The sequence below is a fragment of the Micromonospora sp. NPDC049366 genome, from assembly GCF_044466625.1.
Lineage (GTDB): Bacteria > Actinomycetota > Actinomycetes > Mycobacteriales > Micromonosporaceae > Micromonospora.
In genome coordinates this window covers 205,423-218,836 of sequence record NZ_JBITMV010000014.1, presented here as the reverse complement: position 1 = coordinate 218,836, position 13,414 = coordinate 205,423, and the positions used below count along the sequence as shown (strand labels likewise).

General features: G+C 74.3%; 10 protein-coding genes. 9 read left to right on the top strand and 1 reads right to left on the bottom strand.

What is annotated here, in order from left to right:
- Positions 1-357 precede the first annotated feature (357 nt).
- The 4 genes from mnmA (at position 358) to ACIBTV_RS21050 (ending at position 4,024) form a co-directional block, all read left to right on the top strand.
- Complete coding sequence (mnmA, locus tag ACIBTV_RS21065) at positions 358-1,431, top strand: tRNA 2-thiouridine(34) synthase MnmA (protein WP_396707223.1); 1,074 nt, start codon at positions 358-360, stop codon at positions 1,429-1,431.
- Between the two features lie 108 nt (positions 1,432-1,539).
- The gene (locus ACIBTV_RS21060; protein ID WP_396707221.1) at positions 1,540-2,544 is read left to right on the top strand and encodes a methionine synthase; all 1,005 of its coding nucleotides are present in this window, start codon (positions 1,540-1,542) and stop codon (positions 2,542-2,544) included.
- A 37-nt stretch (positions 2,545-2,581) separates the two neighbouring features.
- Positions 2,582-2,950, top strand: coding sequence for a VOC family protein (locus tag ACIBTV_RS21055; RefSeq protein WP_396707219.1), 369 nt, complete (start codon positions 2,582-2,584; stop codon positions 2,948-2,950).
- Between the two features lie 81 nt (positions 2,951-3,031).
- Positions 3,032-4,024, top strand: a complete 993-nt coding sequence (locus tag ACIBTV_RS21050; RefSeq protein WP_396707217.1) for an ADP-ribosylglycohydrolase family protein — start codon at positions 3,032-3,034, stop codon at positions 4,022-4,024.
- A gap of 120 nt (positions 4,025-4,144) precedes the next feature.
- Here the strand turns inward: ACIBTV_RS21050 and ACIBTV_RS21045 are convergent, their stop codons facing one another.
- On the bottom strand, positions 4,145-4,681 hold the full coding sequence (locus ACIBTV_RS21045) for a type II toxin-antitoxin system PemK/MazF family toxin (protein ID WP_396707216.1): 537 nt from the start codon (positions 4,679-4,681) through the stop codon (positions 4,145-4,147).
- Between the two features lie 195 nt (positions 4,682-4,876).
- Between ACIBTV_RS21045 and ligA the strand changes: the two genes are divergently transcribed.
- The 5 genes from ligA to ACIBTV_RS21020 all read left to right on the top strand — a co-directional run bounded on the left by ligA (position 4,877) and on the right by ACIBTV_RS21020 (position 13,388).
- The gene (gene ligA / locus ACIBTV_RS21040) at positions 4,877-7,012 is read left to right on the top strand and encodes an NAD-dependent DNA ligase LigA (protein WP_396707214.1); all 2,136 of its coding nucleotides are present in this window, start codon (positions 4,877-4,879) and stop codon (positions 7,010-7,012) included.
- Between the two features lie 159 nt (positions 7,013-7,171).
- The gene (locus ACIBTV_RS21035; RefSeq protein ID WP_396707212.1) at positions 7,172-10,063 is read left to right on the top strand and encodes an EAL domain-containing protein; all 2,892 of its coding nucleotides are present in this window, start codon (positions 7,172-7,174) and stop codon (positions 10,061-10,063) included.
- A 124-nt stretch (positions 10,064-10,187) separates the two neighbouring features.
- Positions 10,188-10,493, top strand: coding sequence for an Asp-tRNA(Asn)/Glu-tRNA(Gln) amidotransferase subunit GatC (gene gatC, locus ACIBTV_RS21030; RefSeq protein ID WP_091591245.1), 306 nt, complete (start codon positions 10,188-10,190; stop codon positions 10,491-10,493).
- Positions 10,494-10,542: 49 nt separating this feature from the next.
- Positions 10,543-12,018: an Asp-tRNA(Asn)/Glu-tRNA(Gln) amidotransferase subunit GatA gene (gatA, locus tag ACIBTV_RS21025; RefSeq protein ID WP_396707210.1), complete on the top strand. Its 1,476-nt coding sequence runs from the start codon at positions 10,543-10,545 to the stop codon at positions 12,016-12,018.
- A gap of 218 nt (positions 12,019-12,236) precedes the next feature.
- Positions 12,237-13,388, top strand: coding sequence for a putative Ig domain-containing protein (locus ACIBTV_RS21020; RefSeq protein WP_396707208.1), 1,152 nt, complete (start codon positions 12,237-12,239; stop codon positions 13,386-13,388).
- The last annotated feature ends 26 nt before the right edge of the window (positions 13,389-13,414 follow it).

The following is a 13,414-nucleotide window of genomic DNA, read 5'->3' as shown; positions in this document are numbered from 1 at the left end:
ACGTCCTGTTCGCCATGCTCCGCGACAAGATCCCCTACCAACCCCGCCCCACCAGCCCCGTCCCCGCTTGACGAAACCCATAGGGACACCCCCCGCTGACCCCCCCCGCTGACCCACCCGCCGACCCACCCGCTGACCCACCCGCCGACCCACCCGCCCCCTCCCCCGCGTGGCCCCCGACGATCATGCAGTTGTGGTGCCGGATTCCTGATGTTTCGCGCCTTCTGTCACCCACCACAACTGCATGATCGCCCGGCGTGGGCACGGCCGGGGTGGCGTGCGGGCAGGGGCGCGGGGCGGGCGGGGTGGGGGCGACGGTGGGGCGGTTAGGGTTGACGGGGTGAAGGGAGCGGGCTGGTGAGGGTGTTGGCGGCGATGTCCGGCGGGGTCGACTCCGCGGTCGCGGCGGCGCGTGCCGTCGAGGCCGGGTACGACGTGACCGGCGTCCACCTGGCGTTGGCGCGCAACCCGCAGACCTACCGCACCGGGGCGCGCGGCTGCTGCACCCTGGAGGACTCCCGCGACGCCCGCCGGGCCGCGGACGTGATCGGCATCCCCTTCTACGTGTGGGACATGGCCGACCGGTTCCACGCCGACGTGGTGGACGACTTCGTCGCCGAGTACGCGGCGGGACGTACGCCGAACCCGTGCCTGCGCTGCAACGAGAAGATCAAGTTCGCGGCGGTGCTCGACCGGGCCGTGGCCCTCGGGTTCGACGCGGTGGTCACCGGCCACCACGCCCGGCTCGGCGCGGACGGCCTGCTGCGCCGCAGCGTCGACCTCGCCAAGGACCAGTCGTACGTGCTCGCGGTACTCACCCGTGAGCAGCTCGACCGGTCCGTCTTCCCGCTCGGCGACTCCACTAAGGCGGACGTCCGCGCGGAGGCCGCCCGGCGAGGGCTGGCCGTCGCCGACAAGCCGGACTCCCACGACATCTGCTTCATCGCCGACGGCGACACCCGCGGCTTCCTCGCCCAGCGGCTGGGCGAGACGCCCGGCGACGTGGTCGACGCGGCCACCGGCGCGGTGGTCGGCAGCCACGCCGGCGCGTACGCGTACACCGTCGGCCAGCGGCGCGGCCTGCACCTGGACCGACCGGCGCCGGACGGCCGCCCCCGGTACGTGCTCTCCATCACGCCCAAGACCAACACGGTGACCGTCGGCCCGGCCGAGGCGCTGGAGGTGTCCCAGGTGCGCGGCGAGCGTCCCGTCTGGACCGGCGGGCCGCGCCCGGACGGGCCGATCGAGTGCGAGGTCCAGCTGCGGGCGCACGGCGACGTCGTGCCCGCGACCGTCGCCCTCGACGGCGACACGCTCCACGCCGACCTGCGCCGCCCGGTCCGCGGCGTCGCCGCCGGCCAGGCCGTGGTGGCCTACCGCCCCGACCCCGCCGGTGACATCGTCCTCGGCTCGGCGACCATCGCCTCCTGAGGCGAGCCGGCCCGGGGCGCCGGGCATCGCGCGCCGGGCGCCGGGCGGGCCGTCCCGGGGATTCGGGCGGCGGGCCTACGCCCGCCGCGCACCGGATACCCTTCGGCCGTGACAGATCAGGCGTGGCCGTGGCCGGCGGGCGCGGCGACCGGCATCGGATCGCTGCCCGGCACCGACATCGCCGAGGCGCAGCGGATCGTCCTCGGTGAACTCCCCGCACTGCCCCACCTCCCGGAGCTGCCGGCGCGTGGCCCCGGCGCGGACCTGATCGGTCGTACCGCCGGGCTGCTGGTCGAGATGCCCGTCGAGCTGTACGCGGCCCGCTGGCGGATCGCCCCCCGCCCCGGCCGGGAGCTGCGCCGGGCGCGCGACCTGATGGAACGCGACCTCGACCAGCTCGCCGAGCAGGCCGAGGAGTACGCCGGCCCGGTCAAGGTGCAGGCCGGCGGGCCGTTCACCCTGGCGGCGAGCGTGGAACGGCCGATCGGCGGCCGGCTGCTGCGCGACCCGGGCGCCGTACGCGACCTCGCCGGCTCCCTGACCGAGGGGCTGCGGGAGCACGTCGCGGCCGTCGCCCGTCGGCTGCCGCGCGCGTCGGTGCTGCTGCAACTCGACGAGCCCTCCCTGCCGGCGGTGCTGGCCGGCCGGGTGCCCACCGAGAGCGGCCTCGGCACCTACCCCGCCGCGGAGTCCGGGGTCGTCGCGTCGCTGCTGCGTGACCTCATCACGGGCGTCGGCGTGCCCACCGTCGTCCACTGCTGCGCCCCGGACGTGCCCATCGCGCTGATCCGCTCCACCGGCGCCGTCGGCGTCGCCCTGGACCTGTCGCTGGTCACCGACCTGGACCCGCTCGGCGAGGCCATCGACGCCGGGCTCGGGCTGCTGGCCGGCGCCGCGCCGACCCAGCCGTCGTCGGCCGGTCGCGCGCCGACGTCGGCCCAGGTGGCCGATCGCGTACGCGGGCTCTGGGACCGCCTCAGCTTCCCGCGCGCACGCCTCGCCGAGCAGGTCGTGGTCACCCCGGCCTGCGGGCTCGCCCGCGCGACCCCCGAGTACGCCCGGGCCGTCCTCACCGCCTGCCGCGACGCCGGTCGACGGCTCGCCGAGGGCTGAGGTTTTCCCGTCGTACCCCCGGGGCAGCATGACGGCCATGATTGGACAGCTGCGCTCCACCGTGATCGACTGCCCCGATCCCCGGGCCCTGGCCGCGTTCTACGCGGAGTTGCTCGGTCTCGACCTGATCGAGGAGAACTCCGACGGCGACGAGTGGGTCGTCCTCGGCGGTCCCCCCGGTCACCAGCCGCGCGTCGCGTTCCAGCGGGCGCTCGGCCTGCGGGCACCGGCCTGGCCGGATCCGGAGCGCCCCCAGCAGGTCCACCTCGACGTGACCGTGGACGACATCGAGGTCGCCGAGAAGGCGGCGCTCGCGCTCGGCGCCCGGCGGCTGCCCGGCGAGGGTGAGGGCTTCCGGGTCTACGCCGACCCGGCCGGTCACCCGTTCTGCCTCTGCTGGGACTGACGGGCGTCGAGCCGTCCGCGGCCGGCCGGGGTGGGCGGTTGGCGCCTGGCGCGCGTTGCGGCGGACCGGCATGATCATCGGATGACCGACGCCACGCTCCATCGCGCTGCCGGGTCCCTGTTCGGCCTCGCCTACGGTGACGCGCTCGGCAAGGAGACCGAGTTCCTGCCCGTCGCCGAGATCGTTCGCCGCCACGGCCCGGGTGGTCCCCGTGACCTCGTCGGTGATCCGGCGCTGGTCACCGACGACACCCAGATGGCCCTCGCGGTGGGCTGGGCGCTGCGCGACGCGCCGGCGCTCACCCCCGAGGCGGTCGAGCCGGCGCTGCGGCGGCGGTTCCTGGCCTGGGCGGCCAGCCCGGACAACAACCGGGCTCCCGGCGTGACCTGCCTGCGAGCCTGCGCCGAGCTGAGCCGAGGGCTGCCGTGGCAGGAGGCCACCGTCGCCGGCTCGAAGGGCTGCGGGGCCAACATGCGGGTCACCCCGATCGGGCTGGTCGACGTCGACCTGGACACCCTGGCCGGGCTCGCGCAGCTCCAGGCCGGCCTGACTCACGGTCACCCGACCGGGTTGGCGGCCAGCGAGCTGACCGCGTACGCGGTGCGGCTGCTCCGCGACGGTGCCGCCCTCGCCGACGTGCCCGCGCTGCTCGCGGAGCGGGCGCGGGAGCAGCGCCGGACCTATCGGGCCGAGTGGCTGGGTGAGCTGTGGCGGCGCTCCGGCGCAGCCGACCCGGCCGAGTTCATGGCGGCCGGCTGGGACGAGTGCCTCGGCGCGCTCGCCCGGCTGACCGACGCCCTGGCAGGTCCCGACGACGGTGGCGACCCGTGCCGGTTGACCGGCGAGGGCTGGGTGGCCGAGGAGGCGCTGGCCACCGCCCTGTACTGCGCGGTGCGCCACGCGGACGACCCGGTCGGCGCGTTGGCCCGGGGCGCCACCACGGCCGGCGACTCGGATTCGATCGCCGCGCTGGCCGGCGCGTTCGTCGGTGCCGCCGCCGGCATGTCCGCCTGGCCCACCACCTGGGCCAGCCAGATCGAGTACGCCGACCAACTAACCGCCCTCTCCACCTGACCACCCCCACCCACCCACCGACCACCCGACCCGGTTGATCATGAAGTTATTGCCGCGGGGCGGCGGGGGCGGCGGGGCCGGGCAGGCCGGGGCGGGAGGCGGGGGTGGTGCCGGTCGGGGTCAGGTGGGGAGGTGGGGGAGGGCGCGTAGGCGGCGCCACAGGGCGGGGTCGCACTCGCCCGCCCGGTCCTGGAAGGCCGTCCGGGCCACCCGGATCGGCTCGCTGAGGTCGAGGTAGCTGTCGTGCTCGGCGCCCGGATCCCAGTCCCGGGTCGGGATCGGCACGTGGTCGTCGCGGCCGCTCTTGTCCTGACTGGTGATCTTCAGGACGTCGGCGCCCCGCCCGCCGGCGCGCAGCACCAGGCAGGGGCGGACCTTCGAGCCGCTGCCGTCGGCGTACGGGACGTCGGCCCACCAGATCTCGCCTGGCTGCGGCAGCCCGGCGGGAACGTCGTCGGCGGCCCGCGGCCGGGGCGCCGTGGCGGCGCGGCCCGGCCCCCGTCCGGCGCTCCCGTCGTCGGTGCGGCCCGGCCCCCGGCCGGTCGGTCGATCCGCGGGTCGGTCTCGCCGGCCGGCGCGCTGCCGTCGCTCCTGCCAGAGCCAACCGGCCGCCACGGCGAGCACGATCGCCACCGCCCAGACCGCCCATTCCGGCATCTCTGTCCCGCCTCTCGCCCGTGTCCGGCGGATGTGCTCGTCGATGCCCGCGTCGACGCGTCCCCGATCGTCGCACGTCAGCAAGGCGTTCGCCGGGCACGGCACGGCGGGTGGACGGCGGATTGTCTCACCGGCCCGATACCGTGCCGGAGTAGCGTGATCAGGGGAGGTCAGAGCGTGTCCGAAGGTGGCGGCGTGTCCGAGGAGCAGATCGGCCAGCAGGTCAGCGCGGCGCAGGAGGCGGCGGCGGGCGGCGAGCCGACCCCGGAGGCGCGGGAGCGGCACGCCACGCTGAGTGGTGAGCTGACCGAGCACCAATACCGCTACTACGTGCTCGACTCGCCCACCATCTCCGACGCCGAGTTCGATCGGCAGTTGCGTGAGCTGGAGGCGCTGGAGGAGCAGTTTCCCGCCCTGCGCACCCCCGACTCACCGACGCAGCGGGTCGGCGGCACCTTCTCCACCGACTTCACCCCGGTCACCCACGCCGAGCGGATGCTCTCGCTCGACAACGCCTTCGCCGACGAGGAGTTGGCCGCGTGGGCCGAGCGGGTCGAGCGTGACGCGGGCGGGCCGGTGCCCTACCTGTGCGAGCTGAAGGTGGACGGGCTGGCCATCAATCTCACCTACGAGGGCGGCCGGCTGGTCCGCGCGGCCACCCGTGGCGACGGTCGCACCGGCGAGGACGTGACGGCCAACGTGCGCAGCATCCGGGACGTGCCGGCCCGGCTCACCCCGTCCGCCGAGTTTCCCGAGGTGCCCGAGTTCCTGGAGGTCCGGGGCGAGATCTACTTCCCGGTGGCCGCCTTCGCCGACCTCAACGCCGGCCTGGTCGAGCAGGGCAAGGCACCGTTCGCCAATCCGCGCAACGCGGCCGCCGGCAGCCTCCGCCAGAAGGACCCGCGGATCACCGCGTCGCGGCCGCTGCGCCTCGTGGTGCACGGCATCGGCGCCCGGCGGGGCTTCCAGCCCGCGGCGCAGTCCGAGTCCTACGCCGCGTTGAAGGCGTGGGGCCTGCCCACCAGCGACCGCTGGCGCGTCGTGCCCGACCTGGCCGGCGTCGCCGGCTACATCGCCTACTACGCGGAGCACCGGCACGACGTCGAGCACGAGATCGACGGCGTGGTGGTCAAGGTCGACCCGGTCTCGATCCAGGGCCGGCTCGGCTCGACCAGCCGCGCCCCCCGCTGGGCCATCGCCTTCAAATACCCGCCGGAGGAGGTGACCACCAAGCTGCTCGACATCGACGTCAATGTCGGCCGCACCGGGCGGGTCACCCCGTTCGCGGTCCTCGAACCGGTCCGGGTGGCCGGCTCCACCGTCGCGCTGGCCACCCTGCACAACGCCCGCGAGGTCGAACGCAAGGGAGTGCTGATCGGCGACACGGTGGTGGTCCGCAAGGCCGGCGACGTGATCCCCGAGGTGCTCGGCCCGGTCGTCGACCTGCGCCCCGCCGACGCCCGGCCGTTCGTGATGCCGACGAACTGCCCCGCCTGCGGCACCCCGCTCGCCCCCGCCAAGGAGGGCGACATCGACATCCGCTGCCCCAACACGCGCAGCTGCCCGGCGCAGCTGCGGGAGCGGGTGTTCCACCTGGCCGGTCGCGGTGCCTTCGACATCGAGGTGCTCGGCTACAAGGGTGCCGCGGCGCTGCTCGACGCGGAGGTCATCCAGGACGAGGGCGACCTCTTCCTGCTCGACGCGGATCAGCTGCGCGCGTCCCCGTTCTTCGTCAACAAGGACGGCAGCCTGGGCAGCAACGCGACCAAGCTGCTCGACAACCTGGCCGTCGCGAAGGAACGCGACCTGTGGCGCGTGCTGGTCGCGCTATCCATCCGGCACGTCGGCCCGACCGCCGCGCAGGCGCTCGCCCGGCACTTCCGGTCCGTGGAGGCGATCGACAAGGCCGGCGAGGAGGAGCTGTCCTCGGTCGACGGGGTCGGCCCGACCATCGCCGCCAGCATCCGGGAGTGGTTCGCGGTCGACTGGCACCGCGAGGTCGTGCGCAAGTGGGCCGAGGCGGGCGTACGCATGGCGGAGGAGGCGGTCGACGAGGGGCCGCGTCCGCTGGAGGGGCTCACCGTGGTGGTCACCGGCACGCTGGCCGGGTTCTCCCGCGACCAGGCCGCCGAGGCCGTGCAGAGCCGGGGCGGCAAGGTGAGCGGCTCGGTCTCCAAGAAGACCAGTTTCGTGGTGGTCGGCGACAACCCGGGCTCCAAGGCCGACAAGGCGGCATCCCTGAAGGTTCCGGTCCTCGACGAGGACGGCTTCCGGCTGCTGCTCGACGAGGGCCCGGAGGCGGCCCGCGAGGTGGCCCGGGTCGAGGGCTGACCGTCCCGGCCCTGGCGCGAGGCACGGCTGACCGCGTATACCAAGTTAATTACGACTACGACCGATTCGTGACTGTCATACCGGGGAACCCGGCACCGAGGGCGTTTCATTGGTGCACGGCGTGTGAACGGGCACGTCGACCGTTGTCCGGGAGGTGTGATGGAGGTCGCCGACCCGCGCAACGTCGTCCCGGCGGGGCGGGTGGCGCCGTTCGCCGCCTTCATCGCCGCCGTCCTGGCACTGGCCCTGGCGTTCTCGGCCGGTCCACTGGCGACGTTGCCGGATCAGCTGGCCGAGCTGCCGGTCGCGTTCTGGACGATGGCGGCGCTCGCCGTCGTCTGTGACGCCCGGCCGTTCGTTCCGCCCGGTCGCCGGCAGTCGTCGGCGGTCTTTCCGTCCACCTGCTTCACCTTCGCCATCCTGCTCGGCTGGGGGCTGGGCCCGGCGGTGGCGGTGCAGGCGGTCGCCGTGGTCGTGTCCGGCTGGCGCCTGCGCCACGCCGCGTGGCGCACCGCGTTCAACGTCGGCCAGTACGCGTGCGCGCTGGCCTCGGCGTACGCGGTCATCCGGTTCGGCCCGGGGCCCGTCTTCGCCGGCGGCGAGCTGCACGGGTCCGATGTGGTGGCGTTGGGCGGGGCGACCGCGGCCTGGTTCCTCGTCAACTACTGCCTGGTCAGCACGGCCGTGCGGCTCCGGTTCGGGGAGCGGTGGTGGCCGAGCTTCCGCGAGGGGCTGGCGTTCGAGCTGCTCTCCACAGGGTCGCTGCTGCTGCTCGCGCCGGTGCTGGTCGCCGCGGCCCGCACCAGCGCGGCGCTGATCCCGCTGGTGCTGGTGCCGCTGTTCGCCGTCTACCGGATGGCCCGGCTGACCGTGGAGCAGCAGCAGCTGGCGTCGCTCGACCCGCTCACCGGCCTGCCCAACCGCAAGGCGCTGTTGGGTGAGGTCGCCGAGCAGGTCCACCTGCACGCCGAGCGGTCGGCGCGCGGTGAGCCCGACGGGCACCTGGCGCTGCTCCTGATCGACCTGGATCGGTTCAAGAACGTCAACGACGCCCTCGGGCACGCCGTGGGCGACCGGCTGCTGGTCGAGGTCAGCCAGCGGCTGACCGCCGTGGTCGCCGGCCGGGACATGGTGGCCCGGCTGGGCGGTGACGAGTTCGCCATCGTGATGACGGGACTCGTCGACGTCGCCGAGGCCCGCGAGTTGGCCGACCGGGTGGTGCGGGCGCTCGCCGAGCCGGTGCCGCTGGACGGCCTGCCGCTGGACGTGGGCGGCTCGATCGGCATCGCGCTCTTCCCCGAGCACGGCGAGGACTTCGCCACGCTGATGCGGCACGCCGACGTGGCCATGTACGACGCGAAGCACCGCAACGACACCGTGGCGGTGTACGCCGCCGAGTCCGACCACAACTCGGCCGAGCGCCTCGGCCTGCTGGCCGACCTGCGCCGCGTACTCGAGTCCGGCCCCACGCACGAGTACGACGCCGACAGCGTCACCGGTGCGGGCGTCGGCGGGGTCACCTCCGTGATCGGGTCGACGGGACCGGGCGGGGACGGCGGGAGCCCGGTCGTCGCCGGCGCGCGGGGCGGCGACGGCGCCGCCCTCGCCACCGCCGACGCCGCTACCGCCGCTGACGCCGCCACCGCTGACGCCGCCGCGCTCGCCGCCGCCACCACCGCCGACGATGCCGCGCTCGGCGTCGCCGACGCCGCGCTCGCCACCGCCACCGATGCCGTCGGCGTGGACGACGCCGACGATTCGGCGCGGGCCCTCGTCGCCGACGAGGGTGGCCGGGCGGGCCGGTGGCGACTGCGCCGCCGAGCCGGTCGCCCGGCGGTGGTGCCGGAGGACGAGCTGATCAGCCGGATCGTGACCGGCGCCGACCCGATCCGTGGACGCACCGGCCGTCCCGCCGCGTTCGTCGACCGGGGCTCGGTCATCGACCGGAAGCCCGCCAACGGCCGTCGCCCGGCGGCGAACCCGGTCGTCGCCCCGGACGGCGGTGCCGGCGAACCCGACGGCGGTGCGGCACGGCCTGACGGCGGTGCGGCACGGCCCGGCAGCGGTGTGGCGAGGCCCGGCGGTGGTGCGGGATGGCCCGGCAGCGGTGTGGCGAGACTCGGCAGCGGTGCGGGCGGGCCCGACAGCCGGGAGGAGCTGGCCCGACCGGCTCGCACCCGGCGGGCGGATCCGGAGCGCCCGTCCGGCCGCCCGGGCGCCGAGCGGCCGCGGGGCCGGCGTGCCGACTGGGAGTCCGACGCCGACCCGGCCGCCGACGCGGGCGAGATCACCATGTACTACCAACCGCAGATCGCCATCGCCACCGGCGAGGTGGTCGGTGTGGAGGCTCTGCTGCGCTGGCGGCACCCGCGGCGCGGCATGGTCGACCCGGAGGAGCTGATCCGGGTAGCCGAGCAGAGCGCGGTGATGCGGCTGCTCACCCGGCGGGTGGTGGACGACGTGGTGGAGCAGTTGGCCAAGTGGTCGGCCGCCGGCATCGGGCTGCGGGCCGCGCTCAACGTGAGCGTCCGGGACCTGCACACCGGCGAGATCGCCGAGCAGATCGCGGACCGGCTGGCCCGGTACGGCGTACCGCCGGAGCGGCTGCAACTGGAGATCACCGAGGGGGCCCTGATGGCGGACCCCCGGCGGGTGCTGGCGACCATCTCCCGGCTGCACCGCATCGGCGTGGCCATCGCGTTGGACGACTTCGGCACCGGCTACTCGTCTCTGCAACATCTGCGCCGGCTGCCGCTGTCCGAGGTCAAGGTGGACCGCAGCTTCGTCCTCGGAATGGCCGACGACGCCGACGACGCGGCGATCGTCCGGTCGACGATCGAGCTGGCCAAGGCCCTCGGTCTACGGGTCGTCGCGGAGGGTGTGGAGGACGAGCGGACCTGGCGGATGCTGCACGCCGCCGGCTGCGACGCCGCGCAGGGTTGGTTCTACGCCCGCCCCATGCCGGCCGAGCAGTTGGCCACCTGGCTGGCGCGCTACCGCCCGGTGCGTCCCACCGGCGGCCCCGACCCGGGCACCCGGCGCCGGCCATAGGGGGAGTCGGAGACGCGACGCCGGCGCGGAACAATAGACTCGCTCCGGTCACCGCGCGTCACTCCGTAACTGCCGCGCGGTCGGCACACCGGCCGGACACAGACCGTCACGAAGGGGGCACCGGATGGCCGCCATCTCCCGCGAGGAGGTCGCGCACCTCGCGCGCCTGTCGCGGCTCGCCGTCACCGAGGAGGAGCTGGACACGTTCGCCGGCCAGCTCGACGTGATCCTCCAGGCGGTCGCCCAGGTCGGCAAGGTCGCCGCCGCGGACATCCCGCCGACCTCGCACTCGGTGCCGCTGACGAACGTCCTCCGCGAGGACGTCGAGACGCCGTGTCTGACCCCCGAGGAGGCGTTGTCCGGCGCGCCGGACGCCGAGGAGCAGCGGTTCCGCGTACCGCGGATCCTGAACGAGGACCTGGCGTCATGAGCGACCGAATCACCAGGCGCAGGGCGTGGGAGCGAAGCGAGGCGACGGCATGAGCGACCTGACCAGAATGACCGCGGCGGAGATCGCCGGGCTGGTGGCCGGCGGGGAGACCTCCGCCGTCGAGGTCACCCAGGCCCACCTCGACCGGATCGCCGCGGTCGACGAGCAGGTGCACGCGTTCCTGCACGTCGACGGCGAGGGCGCGCTGGCGGCGGCCCGCGCGGTGGACGAGCGTCGGGCGGCCGGCGAGCCGCTCGGCCCCCTCGCGGGCGTGCCGGTCGCGGTGAAGGACGTGCTCGCCACCAAGGGCGTGCCGACCACCGTCGGCTCGAAGATCCTGGAGGGCTGGCGGCCGCCGTACGACGCCACCATCGTCGAGCGGCTGCGTGCCGCCGGCACGGTGATGCTCGGCAAGACGAACATGGACGAGTTCGCGATGGGCTCCTCCACCGAATACTCGGCGTACGGCCCGACCCGCAACCCGTGGGACCTCAGCCGGATCCCCGGCGGCTCGGGCGGCGGCAGCTCGGCGGCCCTGGCCGCGTACGAGGCGCCGCTGGCGATCGGCTCGGACACCGGCGGCTCGATCCGCCAGCCCGGCGCGGTCACCGGCACCGTGGGCGCGAAGCCGACCTACGGCGGCACTTCCCGCTACGGCCTGGTGGCGTTCTCGTCGTCGCTGGACACGCCCGGCCCGTGCGCGCGTACGGTGCTCGACGCCGCGCTGCTGCACCAGGCCATCGCCGGGCACGACCCGCGTGACTCGACGTCGATCCCGCAGCCGGTGCCGGACGTGGTGGCGGCGGCGAAGCTCGGCGCGACCGGCGACCTGACCGGGGTGAAGCTCGGTGTCGTCAGTGAGTTCGTCGGCGAGGGCGCCGAGCCGGGGGTCATGGCGGCGTTCCGCGAGGCCGTCGACACGCTCACCAAGCTGGGCGCCGAGATCGTCGAGGTGTCCTGCCCGCACTTCACGTACGCGCTGCCGGCGTACTACCTGATCGCCCCGAGCGAGTGTTCCTCCAACCTGGCCCGGTTCGACGGTGTCCGGTTCGGCCTGCGGGTCGGCGACGACGGCAACCGGTCCCTGGAGGAGGTCATGTCGCTGACCCGCGAGGCCGGCTTCGGCCCCGAGGTCAAGCGGCGCATCATGATCGGGACGTACGCGCTGTCGTCGGGCTACTACGACGCCTACTACGGACAGGCGCAGAAGGTCCGTACGCTCATCACCCGGGACTTCACCGCGGCGTTCGAGCAGGTGGACGCGCTGATCTCGCCGACCACCCCGTTCGTGGCGTTCCCGATCGGGGCGCGCACCTCCGACCCGTACCAGATGTACCTGGCCGACCTGTTCACCATCCCGACGAATCTGTACGGCGGTCCCGGCATCTCGGTGCCGTGCGGCCTGTCGGAGGGGCTGCCGGTGGGTCTGCAGGTGATGGCCCCGACGATGGCCGACGACCGGATGTACCGGGTCGCCGCCGCGCTGGAGAGCGCGGTCGGCACGTTCACCCCGCCGACGTTGTGAGCGGCGGGGCCACCGCCTGAGCCCCGTATCGTCCCGCGCCCGGTGCGGTCACCACGACCGCGCCGGGCGCGGCTGTCGTCGCGGCGCGCCGATGGTCACCGATCAGTGGATTGTTCCCGGTCACTGGCACTGGTCGAATAGGCTCCGAGGCTGCTGGACCGACTGGACTGTGGCCCGCTGGCGGACGCGAGCGGATCCGATCGAGACCTGGATGTGCGATGGGGACACTTCGCCCGGTCACGGCCCTGATGATGGTCGTCGCGTCGCTGCTGGGCACCGCGCAACCGAGCGTCGCCGCCACCGAGACCGTCACCATCACCTCGGCCAAACCCCGGTCGCTCATGTACATCGGGCAGGTGTACGCGATCCACACCGTCGAGGCGACCGGCGGCGTCGGGCCGTACAAGCTGTCGGTGGTGTCGGGCAGTCTGCCGCCGGGGATGCTGGTGGTGGGGACGTCGCTCGGGGGTGCGCCGACCACGCCGGGCACGTACCCGTTCACGCTGCGGATGACGGACCAGAACGGCCTCTTCGGCGAGCAGCCGGCGACGATCGAGGTGCGCCACCAGAAGGTCGCCATCACCTCGGGCAAACCCCGGTCACCCATGTACATCGGGCAGGTGTACGCGATCCACACCGTCGAGGCGACCGGCGGCGTCGGGCCGTACAAGCTGTCGGTGGTGTCAGGCAGTCTGCCGCCGGGGATGCTGGTGGTGGGGACGTCGCTCGGGGGCGCGCCGACCACGCCGGGCACGTACCCGTTCACGCTGCGGATGACCGACAAGAACGGCCTCTTCGACGAGCAGGAGGCCACCATCGTCGTCGCCGTAGCCGCGGCCGCCTTCACCTCCGGCGACCCGCCCGCCGCCACGGTGGGCCGGCCCTACTCCTTCCGGTTCACCGCCGACGGTGACTCGAACATCGCGTTCTCCCTGGCCGGCGGGGCCCTGCCGGGCGGTCTCACCCTCGACGAGGAGGGCCGGCTCAGCGGCACCCCCGGCAGCGTCGGCACGTTCACCTTCACCGTCCAGGCGAAGGGTCGCAGCACCAGTGCCACGAGGGAGGTGTCGCTGGTCGTCGCCGCGGTGGTTTCGAGCACCCCCACGGCGACGCCGACCGGCCCCGGGTCCACCCCGACCGGCCCGACGGCCACGCCGACATCGAGCGATCCGGGGGCCACACCGTCGGAGAGCGGCTCCGCGGCGCCCCAGCCGGCGCCCACGACCTCGAAGGCGAGTGGCGCGTGGCTGCCGATCACCGGGCCGGCTTCGCCCCTCGTCCTGCTGCTGATGGGCGTCCTGGCCTTCTCCATCGGTGGCATCCTGCTCGTGCTGGCCTACAACCGTCGGCGCTTCACCACACCCGACTGACGCCCGGTCGGCGCGGCGGCGACACC